At 67.4% G+C, this 16,501-nt stretch carries 14 protein-coding genes; all 14 read right to left on the reverse strand.

Features of this window, described 5'->3' with window-relative positions; all coding sequences use genetic code 11:
* Positions 1–13 precede the first annotated feature (13 nt).
* The 14 genes from rpoB to rplJ all read right to left on the reverse strand — a co-directional run bounded on the left by rpoB (position 14) and on the right by rplJ (position 16,270).
* Positions 14–3,478, reverse strand: coding sequence for a DNA-directed RNA polymerase subunit beta (gene rpoB / locus EJF31_RS07845; protein WP_125036530.1), 3,465 nt, complete (start codon positions 3,476–3,478; stop codon positions 14–16).
* A 247-nt stretch (positions 3,479–3,725) separates the two neighbouring features.
* Positions 3,726–4,532, reverse strand: a complete 807-nt coding sequence (locus EJF31_RS07850; RefSeq protein ID WP_125036531.1) for a DnaJ domain-containing protein — start codon at positions 4,530–4,532, stop codon at positions 3,726–3,728.
* Positions 4,529–5,116, reverse strand: a complete 588-nt coding sequence (locus tag EJF31_RS07855; RefSeq protein WP_125036532.1) for a hypothetical protein — start codon at positions 5,114–5,116, stop codon at positions 4,529–4,531. Before EJF31_RS07855 ends, EJF31_RS07850 begins: the two co-directional genes overlap by 4 nt.
* The gene (locus EJF31_RS07860; RefSeq protein WP_125036533.1) at positions 5,113–6,408 is read right to left on the reverse strand and encodes an MCE family protein; all 1,296 of its coding nucleotides are present in this window, start codon (positions 6,406–6,408) and stop codon (positions 5,113–5,115) included. Before EJF31_RS07860 ends, EJF31_RS07855 begins: the two co-directional genes overlap by 4 nt.
* Positions 6,405–7,802 (reverse strand): MCE family protein, encoded by a 1,398-nt coding sequence (locus EJF31_RS07865; RefSeq protein ID WP_125036534.1) that lies wholly within the window; start codon positions 7,800–7,802, stop codon positions 6,405–6,407. Before EJF31_RS07865 ends, EJF31_RS07860 begins: the two co-directional genes overlap by 4 nt.
* Positions 7,799–8,950: an MCE family protein gene (locus EJF31_RS07870; protein ID WP_125036535.1), complete on the reverse strand. Its 1,152-nt coding sequence runs from the start codon at positions 8,948–8,950 to the stop codon at positions 7,799–7,801. Before EJF31_RS07870 ends, EJF31_RS07865 begins: the two co-directional genes overlap by 4 nt.
* Positions 8,947–9,927, reverse strand: coding sequence for an MCE family protein (locus tag EJF31_RS07875; RefSeq protein ID WP_125036536.1), 981 nt, complete (start codon positions 9,925–9,927; stop codon positions 8,947–8,949). Before EJF31_RS07875 ends, EJF31_RS07870 begins: the two co-directional genes overlap by 4 nt.
* Positions 9,924–10,958, reverse strand: coding sequence for an MCE family protein (locus EJF31_RS07880; protein WP_125036537.1), 1,035 nt, complete (start codon positions 10,956–10,958; stop codon positions 9,924–9,926). The genes EJF31_RS07875 and EJF31_RS07880 overlap by 4 nt, the downstream gene beginning before the upstream one ends.
* Positions 10,955–12,238 (reverse strand): MCE family protein, encoded by a 1,284-nt coding sequence (locus tag EJF31_RS07885; RefSeq protein WP_125036538.1) that lies wholly within the window; start codon positions 12,236–12,238, stop codon positions 10,955–10,957. Before EJF31_RS07885 ends, EJF31_RS07880 begins: the two co-directional genes overlap by 4 nt.
* 7 nt (positions 12,239–12,245) lie before the next feature.
* Positions 12,246–13,073: an ABC transporter permease gene (locus EJF31_RS07890; RefSeq protein ID WP_125036539.1), complete on the reverse strand. Its 828-nt coding sequence runs from the start codon at positions 13,071–13,073 to the stop codon at positions 12,246–12,248.
* 3 nt (positions 13,074–13,076) lie between these two features.
* Complete coding sequence (locus tag EJF31_RS07895; protein WP_125036540.1) at positions 13,077–13,862, reverse strand: ABC transporter permease; 786 nt, start codon at positions 13,860–13,862, stop codon at positions 13,077–13,079.
* A gap of 4 nt (positions 13,863–13,866) precedes the next feature.
* Complete coding sequence (locus EJF31_RS07900; RefSeq protein WP_125036541.1) at positions 13,867–14,820, reverse strand: ABC transporter ATP-binding protein; 954 nt, start codon at positions 14,818–14,820, stop codon at positions 13,867–13,869.
* A 314-nt stretch (positions 14,821–15,134) separates the two neighbouring features.
* A complete protein-coding gene (rplL, locus tag EJF31_RS07905; protein WP_125036542.1) occupies positions 15,135–15,527 on the reverse strand; it encodes a 50S ribosomal protein L7/L12 in 393 nt (130 codons plus the stop codon).
* 89 nt (positions 15,528–15,616) lie between these two features.
* Complete coding sequence (gene rplJ / locus EJF31_RS07910) at positions 15,617–16,270, reverse strand: 50S ribosomal protein L10 (RefSeq protein ID WP_125036543.1); 654 nt, start codon at positions 16,268–16,270, stop codon at positions 15,617–15,619.
* Between the last annotated feature and the right edge of the window lie 231 nt (positions 16,271–16,501).

Raw genomic sequence — 16,501 nt, forward strand, 5'->3', positions numbered from 1 at the left:
GCCGACCGTGCGCTCAGACTTCTTCGACGGAGCTGGGCTCGCGGCGGGACAGGTCGATGCCGAGCTCCTCGGCGGCACGGAAGACGTCCTCCTCCGCGTCGCGCATCTCGATGGCCGTGCCGTCCTGCGACAGCACCTCCACGTTGAGGCAGAGCGACTGCATCTCCTTGATGAGCACCTTGAACGACTCCGGGATGCCGGAGTCGGGGATGTTCTCACCCTTGACGATGGCCTCGTAGACCTTGACGCGACCGGGCACGTCGTCGGACTTGATCGTCAGCAGCTCCTGCAGGGCGTAGGCGGCGCCGTACGCCTCCATCGCCCAGACCTCCATCTCGCCGAACCGCTGGCCACCGAACTGGGCCTTACCGCCCAGGGGCTGCTGCGTGATCATCGAGTAGGGGCCGGTGCTGCGCGCGTGGATCTTGTCGTCCACGAGGTGGTGCAGCTTGAGGATGTACATGTAGCCGACCGAGACGGGCTGCGGGAACGGCTCGCCGGAGCGGCCGTCGAACAGGTGCGCCTTGCCGGTCTCGTCGATCATCCGGACGCCGTCGCGGTTGGGGATCGTCGAGCCGAGCAGGCCGGTGATCTCGTCCTCGCGGGCACCGTCGAACACCGGCGTCGCCACCTTGGTGTTCGGCTCTGCCTTGTCCGCGTGGATCTTGATCAGGCGCTGCTTCCACTCCGCGTCGTTCTTGTCGTCGGAGAGGTTGAGGTCCCAGCCCTGCTTGGCGAGCCAGCCGAGGTGGAGCTCGAGGATCTGGCCGATGTTCATACGACGCGGCACACCGAGCGGGTTCAGCACGACGTCGACCGGGGTGCCGTCCTCCATGAACGGCATGTCCTCGATCGGCAGGATCTTCGCGATGACGCCCTTGTTGCCGTGACGGCCGGCGAGCTTGTCACCCACGGAGATCTTGCGCTTCTGAGCGACGTAGACGCGGACCAGCTGGTTGACGCCCGGGGGCAGCTCGTCGCCGTCCTCGCGGTCGAACACGCGGACGCCGATGACCGTGCCGGACTCACCGTGCGGCACCTTCATGGAGGTGTCGCGGACCTCGCGCGCCTTCTCACCGAAGATCGCGCGGAGCAGGCGCTCCTCCGGGGTCAGCTCGGTCTCGCCCTTGGGCGTGACCTTGCCGACGAGGATGTCACCGGTGGTGACCTCGGCGCCGATGCGGATGATGCCGCGCTCGTCGAGGTCGGCCAGCATCTCCTCGGAGACGTTCGGGATGTCCCGGGTGATCTCCTCGGGGCCGAGCTTGGTGTCGCGGGCGTCGACCTCGTGCTCCTCGATGTGGATCGAGGTGAGGACGTCCTCCTGGACCAGGCGCTGGCTCAGGATGATGGCGTCCTCGTAGTTGTGGCCCTGCCACGGCATGAAGGCCACGAGGAGGTTGGTGCCCAGCGCCATCTCGGCGTCGTCGGTGCAGGGGCCGTCGGCGATCGGCGAGCCGACCTCGAGGCGGTCACCCTCGCTGACCAGCGGACGCTGGTTGATGCAGGTGCCCTGGTTGGAGCGACGGAACTTCGCCAGCTTGTACGTCGAGTAGGTGCCGTCGTCGTTCATGGTCTCGACGAGATCGGCGGAGACCTCCTTGACCACACCGGCCTTGGTCGCGACGACCACGTCACCGGCGTCGACGGCGGCGCGGTACTCCATGCCGGTGCCGACCAGGGGCGAGTCGCTCGTGATGAGCGGCACGGCCTGGCGCTGCATGTTGGCACCCATGAGCGCACGGTTGGCGTCGTCGTGCTCGAGGAAGGGGATCAGGGCCGTCGCGACCGACACCATCTGGCGCGGCGAGACGTCCATGTAGTCGACCTCTTCACGCAGGATCGCGTCGACCTCGCCACGCTTCTGGCGGACCAGGACGCGCTCCTCCACGAAGCGGTTCTTGTCGTCGAGCGGCGCGTTGGCCTGCGCGATGACGTAGCGGTCCTCGTCGTCGGCGGTGAGGTAGTCGATCTTGTCGGTGACCTTGCCGTTCTCGACCTTGCGGTAGGGGGTCTCGACGAAGCCGAACGGGTTGATCCGGCCGTAGGAGGCCAGCGAGCCGATCAGACCGATGTTCGGGCCTTCGGGCGTCTCGATGGGGCACATGCGGCCGTAGTGCGACGGGTGGACGTCGCGGACCTCCATGCCGGCGCGGTCACGGGACAGACCACCGGGACCCAGCGCCGAGAGGCGACGCTTGTGCGTCAGGCCGGCGATCGGGTTGGTCTGGTCCATGAACTGCGAGAGCTGCGAGGTGCCGAAGAACTCCTTCAGCGCCGCGACCACGGGACGGATGTTGATCAGGGACTGCGGCGTGATGGCCTCGACGTCCTGGGTCGTCATCCGCTCGCGGACCACGCGCTCCATGCGGGCAAGACCGGTGCGGAGCTGGTTCTGGATCAGCTCGCCGACCGTGCGCATGCGGCGGTTGCCGAAGTGGTCGATGTCGTCGGCCGCGATGTCGAGGGTGCCCTGCGGCGTCTCGAGCTGCTCCTGGCCGTCGTGCAGCGCCACGATGTACTTGATCGCCGCGACGACGTCGTCGATGGTCAGCGTCTGCTGGTCGAACGCCTCGAGGAGACCGAGCTTCTTGTTGATCTTGTAGCGACCGACCTTGGCCAGGTCGTAGCGCTTGGGGTTGAAGTAGTAGTTGTTCAGCAGCGTCTGGGCGGCCTCACGCGTGGGCGGTTCGCCGGGACGCAGCTTGCGGTAGATGTCGAGCAGCGCGTCGTCCTGACCCTGGGTGTGGTCCTTCTCCAGGGTCAGCATCATCGACTCGTACTGGCCGAACTCCTCGCGGATCTGCTCGTTGGTCCAGCCGAGGGCCTTGAGCAGCACCGTGACGTTCTGCTTGCGCTTGCGGTCGAGGCGCACGCCGACCATGTCGCGCTTGTCGATCTCGAACTCCAGCCAGGCACCACGCGAGGGGATGAGCTTCGCGGTGTAGATGTCCTTGTCGGAGGTCTTGTCAGCCGTGCGCTCGAAGTAGACACCGGGCGAGCGGACGAGCTGGGACACCACGACACGCTCGGTGCCGTTGATGACGAAGGTGCCCTTGGGCGTCATGAGCGGGAAGTCGCCCATGAACACGGTCTGGCCCTTGATCTCACCGGTGTCGTTGTTGGTGAACTCCGCCGAGACGTAGAGCGGAGCGGAGTAGGTGAAGTCCTTCTCCTTGCACTCGTCGACGGTGTACTTGGGGTCGTAGAAGACCGGGTTCTCGAACGAGAGGGACATCGTCTCGGAGAAGTCCTCGATCGGGGAGATCTCCTCGAAGATCTCCTGGAGACCGGACTTGCTGGAGACGTCCTCGCCGTCGGCGCGGCGGCGCTCGACCGCTTCGTTCCAGGCGTCGTTGCCGATCAGCCAGTCGAAGCTGTTGGTCTGGAGGGCGAGGAGCTGCGGAACCTCGAGCGGTTCCTTGATCTTTGCGAAAGAGATGCGGCGGGAGTTACCAGTGGTGCTGCGCGCGGCCAAGAGGTGTCCTTCGACGGGAACGCTTGCGGGGGAGATCGCCTACCGACCACTAAATCAGCCACCGGGCAGGCGGATTCGCATTTGAGGGCAGGCGCAACGCGCAACAGTACCCGAATCAAGGGCGCGACACAATACCGGCTTTCGTCACCCGTGACGACACGTTGCGAAAGATGATGAACGCCGCCGGCCCGTCGGTCAAGCGACGTGGCCGACGGCGCGTCGGTCGACTCCGGATACCGCTGGGGTCCTACTGGCTCACGGGGGAGGTCGCCATGTCGTCGACCAGCCACTCCCCGTCGACCTTCTGCATCGTGACCGTCACCTGGTCCTTGAACACGACCGGTGTCGAGTGGTCCTTGTTGGTGGTCGGCCGATTGACGAACAGGAGCACGTCGACCCGGTCCTCCCCCGACCGGACGATCCCCGAGGCCACGACCTGCGCCTTGACGATCGTCTTGGTCTGCGGGGCGTTCTGCTTGATCACCTCGAAGAGCTTGTCGTAGTCCTCGCGGTACTTGGAGGTCATGTAGGACTCCGCGGCCTGCTGGTCCTCGTCGAGGTGCAGGGCGTTGTAGCTCAGGATCGGACCCACGGCCCGCTCGGCCGCGCTCTGCGCGGCGCGGGTGGAGTCCTCGACGGAGGCGTCCGAGGGCTGCGTGACCGCGACCCAGGCCGCCACGCCCATGACCGCGACGGTCAGGACCGCGAGCACCAGCAGGGCCCACCCGGGGACCAGGCGACGGCTCGTGGTGGCGGGGGCGGCCGTCGGCTCCCCCACCGCGGGCGTCTTGGCCTTCTTCGGCTTGCGCAGGTCCGTGATCGCCGAGGGGAGCAGGGAGCCCTTGGCCTCCGGAGCCGGGGTGCCAGCGCGCTCCCGGTCGTACGCCGCCCGGCGGGTCGGGTCGAGCAGCACCTCGGCCGCCTCGTTGCACACGCGGAACTTGCGGTCGGTGGGCTCCAGGTCGGCGATCCGGGCCTTCCAGGCCGCCCGGATCTCCTCGGCGGACGCGTCGGGCTCGACGTCGAGGACGTCGTACCAGCTGGGGGCGCTCACTGGGCCTCTCCCGTCACGGGCGTGAAGTTGTCGACCAGCCAGGTGCCGTCGGTCTTCACCAGCGTCACCTCGACGCGGAACGGCGCGGGCTGGTCGTTCACCCGGGAGTTGCCCTTGGGGTAGGAGTTGACGAACTGGCCGGCGACCAGCGCGGTGGCGGAGTCGGCGTCGATCGCGGAGACGCCCACGGCGAACACCTTGGCGGTGCGCGCGACGCCCACCTTGGCCACGGTCTGCTCGGCGGCGGTGACGCCCTGGTCGAAGGAGGTCTTGAACTTCGGGGTGATGACGCCCTCGACCAGCTCGCGGTACTTCGGCATCTGGCCGTGGGAGTCGAGCAGGTCGGGGCCGTAGGTGTTGACGCGCAGCATGAACTGCTCGGAGACGGCCATGACCTTCTCGCGCTGGGCCTGGAGGTCGTCGGCCTCCCCGCGACGGCTCGCGAGGAGCCAGACGAGGGTGCCGGCGGACGCCAGGAGGACGAGGACGAGCACACCGGCGAGCACGACCCGGAAGGTCGCGGCTCCGGAACGCTCCCCCGTGGAGGACCCGGCCGAGAAGTCGGTGGGACTGCTGCTCGTCACTCCTGCGTCTTCATCAGGGGCTGGAGGAACAGCCACTTCCACGACTCCTCTCCAAGGGTTGCGGGCGCCGGGGTGCCCGGCGAGGTCAGGGTGGGGTCCACCTTGTCACCCCACGCAAGCTTGCCGCTGGCGGGGTCGTAGGAGGCGATCACGGGCGCCCGGTAGTTGGCCGGGGCACGGTGCGGGGCGGCGTTCTGCGCGCCGCGCGGGTCGGTCTGGGAGGGCGGGTCGGTGCAGCGCGCGTTCTCGTTCATGGGCGCGTTGCTGCCGTCCTGCGGCGGGCGGATGTTGGTGCCCTCGTAGCCGTGCTCGCAGACCTTCGGGTCCTGGGTCAGGATCAGGCCGAAGTGGGCGTCGTAGAGCCCGGTGTCGGGGGACTTGGCAACGACGGTGAAGCCGCCCTCCACCACGTAGGGATAGATCACCAGGACCTGCTCGATGCCGGGCAGGTGCTTGACGATGACGTCACCGGTGGTGACCAGCTCGCTGACGAGCTCGCCCAGGTCGACGCGGTTGTCCTCGAGGAAGGTCCGCAGCTGGTTGGCGGTCACCGAGCCGTTGTCGATCAGCTTGATCAGGTCGGGGTTGGACCCGGCCAGGGTGCCGCTGAAGAGCGAGAGCTCACGCGCGAACGTCTTGATCGCCGAGGTCGAGTCGACCTGGCCGTGCAGCACGGTGTTGCTGTCCTTGATCAGGGCGGTGGTGACGTCGAAGTTGTCGTTGGCCGACTGGATGAAGGAGTTGCCCGTGTCGATGATCCGCTGCAGGTCCTGGCCCGTGCCACCGAAGGCCTTGCCGAGCTCGGTGACCGTGGTCTTGAGCGCCGGCTTGTTGACCGACTCCACGGTGTTGGAGAGATCGGTGAGGATCGTGTTCGTCTGGATCGGGGTCCGGGTGTCGTCCTGGGCGATCTCGGAGTCGTTGACGAGGTAGGGCTTGGTGTCCACCTGCGGCTGGAGCTCGACGTACTGCTCACCGACCGCGGACCGGTTGCCGACGACGGCCAGGGTGTCCGCGGGGATCGTGTCGAAGGACTTGTCGACGTCCATGTAGACGTCGACGCCGTCATCGGTCAGCTGCAGCTTCTGCACCTGGCCGACCCGCACGCCGCGGTAGGAGACCTCGCCGCCGGCGAAGATGCCGCCGGAGTCCTGGAAGTGCCCGATCACGGTGTAGGAGTCGTCGAAGACGAGCCGGTCCAGCCGCGCGTAGCGGCCGCCGACGTAGCTCACGCCCAGCAGGGTGATCAGGACGAACACCAGGAGCTGGACCTTGGTACGACGTGTGATCACTGGGTCACCATCCCGGGGACGAGCAGGCTGACGAGCGCGGGGTTGTAGAGCTTCATCAGCTGGCCGAGCGTCGGACCGTCAGGGCCCCACGAGGAGAACATGGCCGTCCGGCCGACGCCCGGGAGCGAGGGCAGCGAGGTGGGCAGCCCGCCGCTGCTGCTGGGCACCGGGAGACCCGGCAACGCGTTGAGCTGCTTGCACACGTCCTTCTTCTCGTTCTTCTTCTTCTTGCACTCGGCCTGCAGCTTGGCCAGCTGCTCCGGCGAGGCCAGGACCTTCTGGCAGGCCTTGCTGGTGATGTCCCCGCTCTGCAGGCACTTGGTCACGTTGTCGAGGATGACCGTCGGGTCGATGATCGTCGGCAGGTTGGTCGGCAGGGTCGGGGTGCCCGAGCCGTCGCCGCCGTCCTGGGAGATGTCCATCTCGATCGACAGGTTGGTGTAGTCACCCATGTGCAGGTTGCGGGCGACCTGCGGGTCACGACCCACGACCTCGTCGACGAACGGGTAGGTCAGGAACACGTTGAACGACTTCACGAAGTCGTCACCCGACGCGGCGAGCTCGGTCAGCACCGGCTGGAGCTGGCGGAACGTCGCGATGGTCGAGTCCTTCGAGGCCTGGATGACCCGGACGCCGACGCCACTGAGACGGTCGAGGGCCTTCAGCATCTTGACCAGGTCACCGCGCTGCTGGTCGAGCGAGGTGAGGGCGCTCGGCAGCTGCTCGAGGGCCGCGTCGATCGAGCCCTCCTGCTTGTGCACGGAGACCGCGAGGTTGTTCAGCGAGTCGATCGCCTTGACGATCGACGCCTTGTTGTCGTCGAGCTGGGTCATCAGGACCTTGATCTGGTCCAGCACCGACCGCGCGGAGTCCTCGCGACCCTCGAGGGCCTTGTTGAGCTCGGACGCGATGGTCTTGAGCTGGGCGACACCGCCGCCGTTGAGCACCAGGCTGAGCGCGCCGAGCACCTCCTCGACCTCGGGGTTGCGCCCGGTGTGGTCGAGCGGGATCACGTCGCCGGACTGCAGCGGGTTGCTGCTCGCGCCCTCGGGCGGCGGGCTGAGGGAGACGAACTTCTCGCCCAGCAGGCTGGTCTGGCGGATCTCGGCGATCGCGTTGTCGGGGAGGTCGATGTCGTTGCGCATCTTCAGCGTGACCTCGGCGTGGTAGCCGACCAGCTCCACGTCGGTGACCTGCCCGACGCTGACGTCGTTGACCTTGACCGTCGACTTGGGCACGAGGTCCAGGACGTCGGCGAAGTCGACCTTGATCGTCATCGGGTTGCTGCCGACGTCGGTGCCGCCCGGCAGGGGCAGCTGGTAGACGTCGAACTTGCAGCCGGTGAGCGCCAGGCTGCCGGCCACGAGGACGAGCAGCAGCTTGAGGGCCTTCATCGCCGCACCTCCACGAGTCCGCCGAGCGACAGGTCGAACCGGTCGTGCGGCTTGGTGAGCGAGGCGGGCACGGCGCCCTGACCGAACGTGCCGGTCCGGGGCAGCGCCTGCTGGAGCAGGTTGCAGGTCGAGCCCCCGGAGTCGCCCTGCTCCAGGATCGAGCACAGGAACGCCGCCGGGTCCGAGGTGAGCTGCTGGCCGAGCTCGCCCTGGTTGGAGCGGGTGTCCAGCGTGCCGGCCTGCGGGTTGTAGGTCAGCGCGAGGTTGTTGAGCGCCAGCGGCGCGTCGGTCAGGACCTCGTCGAGGTTGTTGCGCTGGTGCACGAGCACCTTGGCCACGCGGTTCAGCCCCTTGATGTTGCGTCCGAGCGCGTCGCGGTTCTCCTTCACGAACGACGACACCTGGGTCATCGCCGTGGCGAGGTTCTTCAGCGACGCGGCGAGCTCGTTGCGCTCTCCCGACAGCATGGACGAGACGTTGGCGAGCGACTGGTTGAAGCTGCGCACGGTCGTGTCGTTCTTGGCGAGGGTGTTGATGAAGCCCTCCAGCTGGCGGGCGGACCCGAACAGCTCGTCCTTGTTGTCGTCCAGCGTCTTGCTGAGCTTGCTGAAGTTCTCGATCGTCTGGTGGAACTGCGCGCCCTCGCCGCCGAAGTTCTTGGCGGTGGTCTCGAGCAGGTCGGACAGGGCACCGGTCTTGTTGGCACCCGTCGGGCCCAGCGCGACCGTGAGCTGGTCGATGCTGGAGTAGATCTGGTCGAGCTCGAGCGGGACCGCGGTGCGATCGGTGTCGAGCACCTCGCCGTCGGCGATGACCTGGTCACCCTCCTTGTAGGTCGGGGTGAGCTGCACGTAGCGGTCACCCACGATCGAGGGGGCGATGATGACGGCCTTCGCGTCGGCCGGCACCTGGATCTTGGGGTCGTAGGCCATCTCGACGACCACGTCGGTGCCGGACGGCGTCACCTTGGTGACCTTGCCGACCGGGACGCCGAGGATCCGGACGTCGCTGCCCTCGTAGATCGAGATCGTGCGCGGGAAGTGCGCGACCAGGGTCTTCTGGTCGCCCCCGCGGAACATGGTCAGCGCGGCCGCGACCACGAGGGCCACGATCACCGCCGGGACGATCGCCCGCTTGAGGATGCTCATCCGACACCCCCACCCTGCGCGGCCGGGACGGGCGGGAGGTTCTGGATGTAGGTGTCGAACCACGGTCCGTTGCCGAGCGTGTTGGCGAACACGCGGTAGAACGGCGCCATCAGCCGCAGGCTGTTGTCGAGGTTGTCCTCGTTCTTGTTCAGCACCGCGACGACGTTCTCGAGGTGGCTCAGCGCGGGCTTGAGGTCGGCACGGCTCTGCTGGACCAGGGCGGTCAGCTCCTTCGAGAGGGTCGAGGTCGACACCAGCAGGTTGTGGACCGCCTGGCGCCGCTTGACCAGTGCCTGGAAGAGGACGTCGGAGTCCTTCATCAGCCCGATGATGTCGCCGTCGCGGGCGTTGAGGACGGTCGAGACCCGGTTGAGGTTCTTCAACAGGGAGTTGATCTGGGTGTCGCGCGAGGCGATCGACGTGGAGAGCCGGGAGACGCCGTCGAGCGCGCCCTTGAACTCCTCCGGGGTGTTGCGGGTCAGGTCGGAGAGCGTGGTCAGCGACTTGGCGAGCTGGTCGGTGTCGATCTGCTCCGAGGTCTGCGCGAGTCCGGAGAACGCGTCGACCACGTCGTAGGGCGAGCTGGTCCGCTCGACCGGGATCTCGCTGCCCGCCTTCAGCTGGCCGGAGCCGGCCGGCTGGAGCGCGAGGTACATCGCGCCGAGCAGCGTCTTGACCTTGATCGCGGCGTGCGAGTCGGTCCCGAAGTCGGCACCGCTGTCGACCCGGAAGGTGACCCGCACGTGGTCGCCCTCGAGCTCGACCTTCTCGACCTTGCCGACGCGGACACCGGCGATGCGGACCTCGTCGTTGGCCTTGAGCCCGCCGGACTCGGAGAAGGCGGCGTAGTAGGTGTCGCCGCCGCCGATCAGCGGGAGGTCCTGGGCCCGGAAGGCGGCCAGGATCATCACCGCGATCACGGCGAGGCTGACGGCCCCGATGATCACGGGGTTGCGTTCGCGGAACGGGAGGCTCATCCGAGATCACACCTTGAGGAACCGGTCTTGTAGTCCACGGGGATGCTCTGGCCGGCGGTGAGCCGGACCTTCGCGTGGAACTCGCAGAGGTAGAAGTTGAACCAGGAGCCGTACGCCGCGGTGCGTCCGACCTTGTTCAGCTTGATGGGCAGCACCTGCAAGGCGCGGTCGAGCTCGCCCTTGCCGCGGTCGAGGTTGCCGGCCAGCGCGTTGAGCTGCTTGACGTCCTCGACGAAGGGGTCACGGATGCCGGAGACCAGGTCGGCGGTCTGCACGGAGAGCTGGGAGATCTGGTCGAGCGAGCCGAGGATCGCCTGGCGGTCGCCCTTCAGGCCGGCCACGAAGGTGCGGAAGGTCGTGATCAGCTGATTCAGCTGGTCGTCCCGGTCACCGATGTGGTCGAGCACCTGGTTGAGGTTGTCGACGAGGCTGCCGATGAGCTGGTCGCGGTCGGCGAGGGTCCCGGTCACGGAGGCGGTGTGCGCGAGGAGGCCCTCGAGGGTGCCGCCCTCGCCCTGGAAGACCTGGACGATCTCGTAGGAGAGCTTGTTGATGTCTTCGGGCGAGAGCGCCTGGAACAGCGGCTTGAAGCCGTTGAACAGCACGGTCAGGTCCAGGGCCGGCGAGGTCTGCGAGACCGGGATGGTGTCGCCCTCGCCCAGGGTCGCGGTGTCGCCGATCTGGTTGTCCAGCGAGATGTAGCGCTGGCCGACCAGGTTGCGGTAGCGGATCGCGGCGTGGGTCGCCTTGCTCAGCGGCGTCTCGTCCTGGACGGTGAAGGTCACCATGGCGCGGGTCCGGTCGACGATCTCGACGTTCTTGACCACGCCGACCTTGACGCCCGCGATGCGGATGTCGTCGCCCTTGACGACGCCGGTGGCGTCGACGAACTCGGCCTTGTACTCCTTGCTCCCGCCGAAGGTGATGTTGCCGATCGTGACCACCAGGACGCCGGTCGCCAGCGTCGTGACGACGATGAAGATCAGCAGCTTGGTGAGGTCACCTGCGGTGCGCTTGTCGAGCATCTTCATCGCAGCGACACCTCCGCTCCGCGCGCCATCGGGCCGATGAGCAGGACGCCGAGGTCCGGCACGTCGTCCGCGGTGAGGCCGAGGGCCGGTCCGAGCAGGGACTTCAGCAAGTCAGACTCCTGGGAGCTGCCGACGAGGCCTGCTCCGTTGCGGTAGTAGCTGGGGGCGACACGCGAGGTGCCCTTGCCGGTCGGCTCGTCCACGCCGTCGTTGAAGTCGGGCTGGTGCCGGACCGGGTTGCTCTGCGACCACGGCGGCGAGGGCAGGTGCAGGCAGTTGGGCCCGCGGTTCTCGCCGTTGCGCGGCACGTCGTTGGCGTTGTAGCCACGCGGCTGGTTGGGCAGCGGCTCGAGCACGATGTGCAGCGTGAAGTTGCGGAAGGCCTCGGCCTGCAGCTTGCCGGCGTTGACGATGCCGCTGGTCAGGCACGAGAACTCCGGGGCGTACTTCGCGAAGACGCGCAGCTGCTCGGAGCTGACCTTGCTCAGCCGGATCAGGTTGTCGCCGTTGTCGTCGAGGAAGCTCTTGGCCGTGTCGGAGAAGGCCGCCACGTCGGTGAACAGCGCCTTGAGCTTGACCTGCCGGTCCTCGAGCGTCGTGGTCGTCTTGATCGTGTTGCGCAGGATGTCCGCGATCTGGGGCATCGCCTGCGCGTAGGTGTCGGAGACCTGCGAGGTCAGCTTCAGGTCGTCGACGATGTCGGGGATCTGCGGGTTGACCCGCTTGAGGTAGCTGTCGACCGTCTCGAGGTTCTTGCCGATCGACTCGCCGCGGCCCTCGAGGGCCGTGGCCATCGCGTTGAGGGTCATGTTGAGGTCGGCCGGCTGGACCGTGCGCAGCAGCGGGTAGAGGTCGGAGAGGACCTTCTCGACCTCGATGGAGACCTTGGTGCGGGCGATGTTGGCGCCCTCCGCGATGTGGTCGGCGGCCGGCTGGTCGGGGACGACGAGGGAGACGTACTTCTCGCCGAACAGCGTCTTGGGGACGATCGAGCCGGTCACGTTGGCGGGGATGGTGTCGAGCTGGCTGGGGTAGATCCCCAGGGTCAGCACGGCGCCCTCCGCGTCGGTGTCGAACTTGAGGACCTCGCCGACGATGACGCCGCGGATCTTCACGTCCGCGCGCGCCGGCAGCTGGAGGCCGATCGAGGACGTCTGCAGCGTGACCTCGTCGTACTTGACGAACTTCTTGCTGAAGATGCCGTAGGTCAGGTAGACGCCGCCGAGGAGCATCGCCAGGAAGACGATGCCGAGGACCTTGTGGCTGGAGGCGAGCTTCATCGGCCGATCACCCCGCCAGCCGGACGGTCGTGGTGGTGCCCCAGATGGCCATCGACAGGAAGAGGTCGATGACGTTGATCGCGACGATGCTCGTGCGGACGGCGCGGCCGACGGCCACCCCCACACCAGCAGGGCCGCCCGAGGCGGTGTAGCCGTGGTAGCAGTGGATGAGGATCACGACGACCGCGAACACCAAGACCTTTCCGAAGGACCAGAGCACGTCGCCCGGAGGCAGGAACTGGTTGAAGTAGTGGTCGTAGGTGCCGGTCGACTGCCCGAAGAACTTGGTGACGGTCAGGCGCGTCGCGAAGTACGACGACAACAGGCCCACGACGTACAGCGGGATGATCGCGATCAGGCCGCCGATGATCCGGGTGGTGACCAGGAACGGCAGCGACGGGATCGCCATGACCTCGAGCGCGTCGACCTCCTCGGAGATCCGCATGGCACCGAGCTGGGCCGTGAAGCCGCAGCCCACGGTGGCGGCCAGTGCGATCGCCGCGACCAGCGGCGCGATCTCGCGGGTGTTGAAGTAGGCCGAGACGAAGCCCGAGAAGGCAGCGGTGCCGATCTGGTTGAGGGCGGCGTAGCCCTGGAGACCGACCTCGGTGCCGGTGAAGAAGCACATGGCCGTGATGACGCCGACCGTGCCGCCGATGACCGCGAGCGCGCCCGAGCCGAGGGTGACCTCGGCCAGGATGCGCAGGATCTCCTTCTTGTAGCGGCGGATCGTGCGCGGGGTCCAGCTGAGGGCCCGCACGTAGAACGCGAGCTCCTCGCCGAGACTGTCGAGGGTCTGGAGCGGCTTGGCGTAGACCGCCTTGATGTTGGCCATCGGCTAACCCGTCTTCGGTGGGACGAGCTGGAAGTAGATCGCGCTCATCACGAAGTTGACGACGAACAGGAGCATGAAGGTGATGACGACGGACTCGTTCACCGCGTCACCGACACCCTTCGGACCGCCGTTGGCGTTCATGCCCTTGTAGGAGGCGACGATCGCGGCGATCAGTCCGAAGACCAGGGCCTTGGCCATGCCTTGCCAGAGGTCCGGTAGCTGCGCGAGCGCTGTGAAGCTCGCTAGGTAGGCACCTGGTGTGCCGTCCTGGAGGACGACGTTGAAGACATAGCCTCCGGCCACGCCGACGACGCTGACGAGTCCGTTGAGGAAGACGGCGACGAGCATGCACGCGAGGACGCGGGGCACGACGAGGCGCTGGATCGGGTCGATGCCCAGCACCATCATGGCGTCGAGCTCCTCGCGGATCTTGCGGGCGCCGAGGTCCGCCGCGATCGCGGAGCCACCGGCCCCGGCGATCAGCAACGAGGTCGCGATCGGGCCCGCCTCACGGACCACGGCGAGCACCGCCGCCGAACCCGTGAACGACTGCGCGCCGAACTGCTTGATCAGCCCGCCGACCTGCAGCGCGATGACCGCGCCGAACGGGATGGCGACCAGGGCGGTCGGCACGATGGTGACCGACGCGATGAACCAGGCCTGCTGGAGGAACTCCCGCATCTGGAACGGTCGTCGGAACAACCCGCGGCCGACGTCGAGACCGAAGGCGAAGAGCTTGCCTGCGGTGCCGATCGGCGCGAGCGCCCGAGAAGCGGTGAGGGTGGCCACGCGGTCAGCCGCCGATCGTCATGTTCATGTTCTGCGCGAACGAGCCCGGGGGCGGCGTCACGCCGTTCTCACGGCACCAGGCACCCGGCTCGCGCTGGCTGCGGCGCGGGATGCCGTTGGACGGCTCCTGCTGCAGCGGGATCGGCGGCAGCGGGGGCAGCTCCTGGTCCTTCTCGGCCTCGAGCTCGTCGGCGTCCTTCTCCTCGGACATGCCGATGGGGCCGACGCGCTGGGCGTTGAGGAACTGGCGCACGACCGGCTCCTCCGAGGACAGGAGCATCTCGCGCGGGCCGAACATGGCCAGGTGCTTGTGGTAGAGCAGGCCGATGTTGTCGGGCACCGTGCGGGCGGTGTTGATGTCGTGGGTGACGATCAGGAACGTCGCGTCGATCTGCGCGTTCAGGTCGATGATCAGCTGGTTCAGGAACGACGTGCGGACCGGGTCGAGGCCGGAGTCCGGCTCGTCGAAGAGCACGATCTCGGGGTCGAGCACCAGGGCGCGGGCCAGGCCGGCGCGCTTGCGCATGCCGCCGGAGATCTCGCCCGGGAGCTTGGTCTCGGCGCCGATGAGTCCGACGAGGTCCATCTTCTCCATGACGATGTCGCGGATCTGGGACTCGGACTTCTTGGTGTGCTCGCGCAGCGGGAAGGCGACGTTGTCGTAGAGGTTCATCGAGCCGAACATCGCGCCGTCCTGGAACAGCACGCCGAAGAGCTTGCGGATCTCGTAGAGGTCCTTCTCCGAGCAGCTCGCGATGTCGGTGCCCTCGATGATGATCGAGCCCTTGTCGGGCTTGAGCAGGCCGATGAGGGTCTTGAGGAAGACCGACTTGCCGGTGCCGGACGGGCCGAGCATCACGCAGATCTCACCCGCCGGGACGGTCAGGGTCACGTCGCCCCAGATGAGCTGCTTGCCGAACGACTTGCTCAGGTCGTCGACCTTGATCTCCACGCCCACGGCGACTCTCCCTCTCCGTCGGTCGCGCTGGCACCCAGCGCGCATCCTGCGTCCTGCTCGTATCTCCCCCGAGAAGTGGGCACACAAACCCGCGTGGGCAAAACCCCACTGGTGAGTAACAACGGATGTCCCGCGGCGAGGTTACGCGGATATTCCCCCCGCGTCACCGGCGGGGCTGTGTGGGCGATCACACGCTGGTCCAGACCGTTCCGAGCCCCACAGGCCCGGGCCGGGACACACACACTCGGGCAGAAATGGCAACAGGGGCGGCCACCCGGATCGGGTGGCCGCCCCTGTCAGCGACTAGCGAGACGTCACTTGACGGTGACGGTGGCGCCGGCGCCCTCGAGGGCCTCCTTGGCCTTCTCGGCAGCAGCCTTGTCGACCTTCTCGAGGATCGCCTTGGGGGCGGACTCCACCAGGTCCTTGGCCTCCTTGAGACCGAGGGAGGTGAGAGCGCGCACCTCCTTGATGACGTTGATCTTCTTGTCGCCAGCGGACTCGAGGACGACGTCGAACTCGTCCTGCTCGTCAGCAGCGTCGGCACCGCCAGCGGCACCGCCGGCGGCGGGGGCAGCGGCAACGGCGACCGGAGCGGCAGCGGTGACGCCGAAGGTGTCCTCGAACTGCTTCACGAACTCGGAGAGCTCGATGAGGGTCATTTCCTTGAACGCGTCGAGCAGCTCGTCGGTGGTGAGCTTCGCCATGGTGGCGTTTCCTTCCATTCGGTGGCCCGCCCCTCGTGGGGAACCGGGCCGGGTTTCAGGTGGTGGGTAACCGGGGTCCGAGCTGCTGCTCAGGCCTCGGTGGCTTCGCCCTCGGAGGCCTCCGCAGCGGGGGCCTCGTCAGCGGGGACCTCGGCAGCGTCGTCGGACGCGGCCGGGGCCTCCTCGGCGGCGGCCGGCGTGCCGGCACCACCTGCGAGGATCGAGGGGTCCTGCTCGGCCTTCGCCTGCAGCGCACCGGCGAGCCGGGCAGCCTGGGCGATGGGGGCGTTGAGCAGGTAGACGGCCTGGGACAGGGAGGCGAGCATCGCGCCCGCCATCTTGCCCAGGAGCACCTCGCGCGACTCGAGGTCGGCCAGCTTGGCGACCTCCTTCGCGTCGAGAGGCTTGCCGTCCAGGACGCCACCCTTGATGACCAGGGTGGGGTTGGCCTTGGCAAAGTCACGCAGACCCTTCGCCGCCTCGACCACGTCGCCGTTGATGAAGGCGATGGCGGTCGGGCCGGTGAGCAGGTCGTCGAAGCCTTCGATGCCCACCTCGGTGGCGGCGATCTTGGCCAGCGTGTTCTTGACCACGGCGTAGTTGGCGTTCGCACCGAGAGAGCGCCGCAGGTCCTGCAGCTGCTTCACGGTGAGACCGCGGTACTCGGTCAGCACAGCACCGGCGGAACCGTTGAAGGACTCAACGATCTCCGCCACGGCTGCTTGCCTGTCTGCCCGCGCCATGGGTCTCCTTCCGGACTGGGAGACCACCGCGGAGGCCCGGAGAACAACGAACGCCCTGAGCGCGGGCGCTCAGGGCGTGGACATCGGACCGCATGGATCCGGGTCGTGCTCTGACACCTGCGCAGGCCGTCCGCTCTTCGCGGAACCTTCGGTCGTGCTGCTGATGCGGCATGACCACCGGCGGTCTCTGGTTTCAGTCGGAAAGACTACGGGTGCCGGCCACGCTGGCCA

Source organism: Nocardioides sp. LS1, from assembly GCF_003865225.1.
Classification (GTDB): Bacteria; Actinomycetota; Actinomycetes; order Propionibacteriales; family Nocardioidaceae; genus Nocardioides; species Nocardioides ginsengisegetis.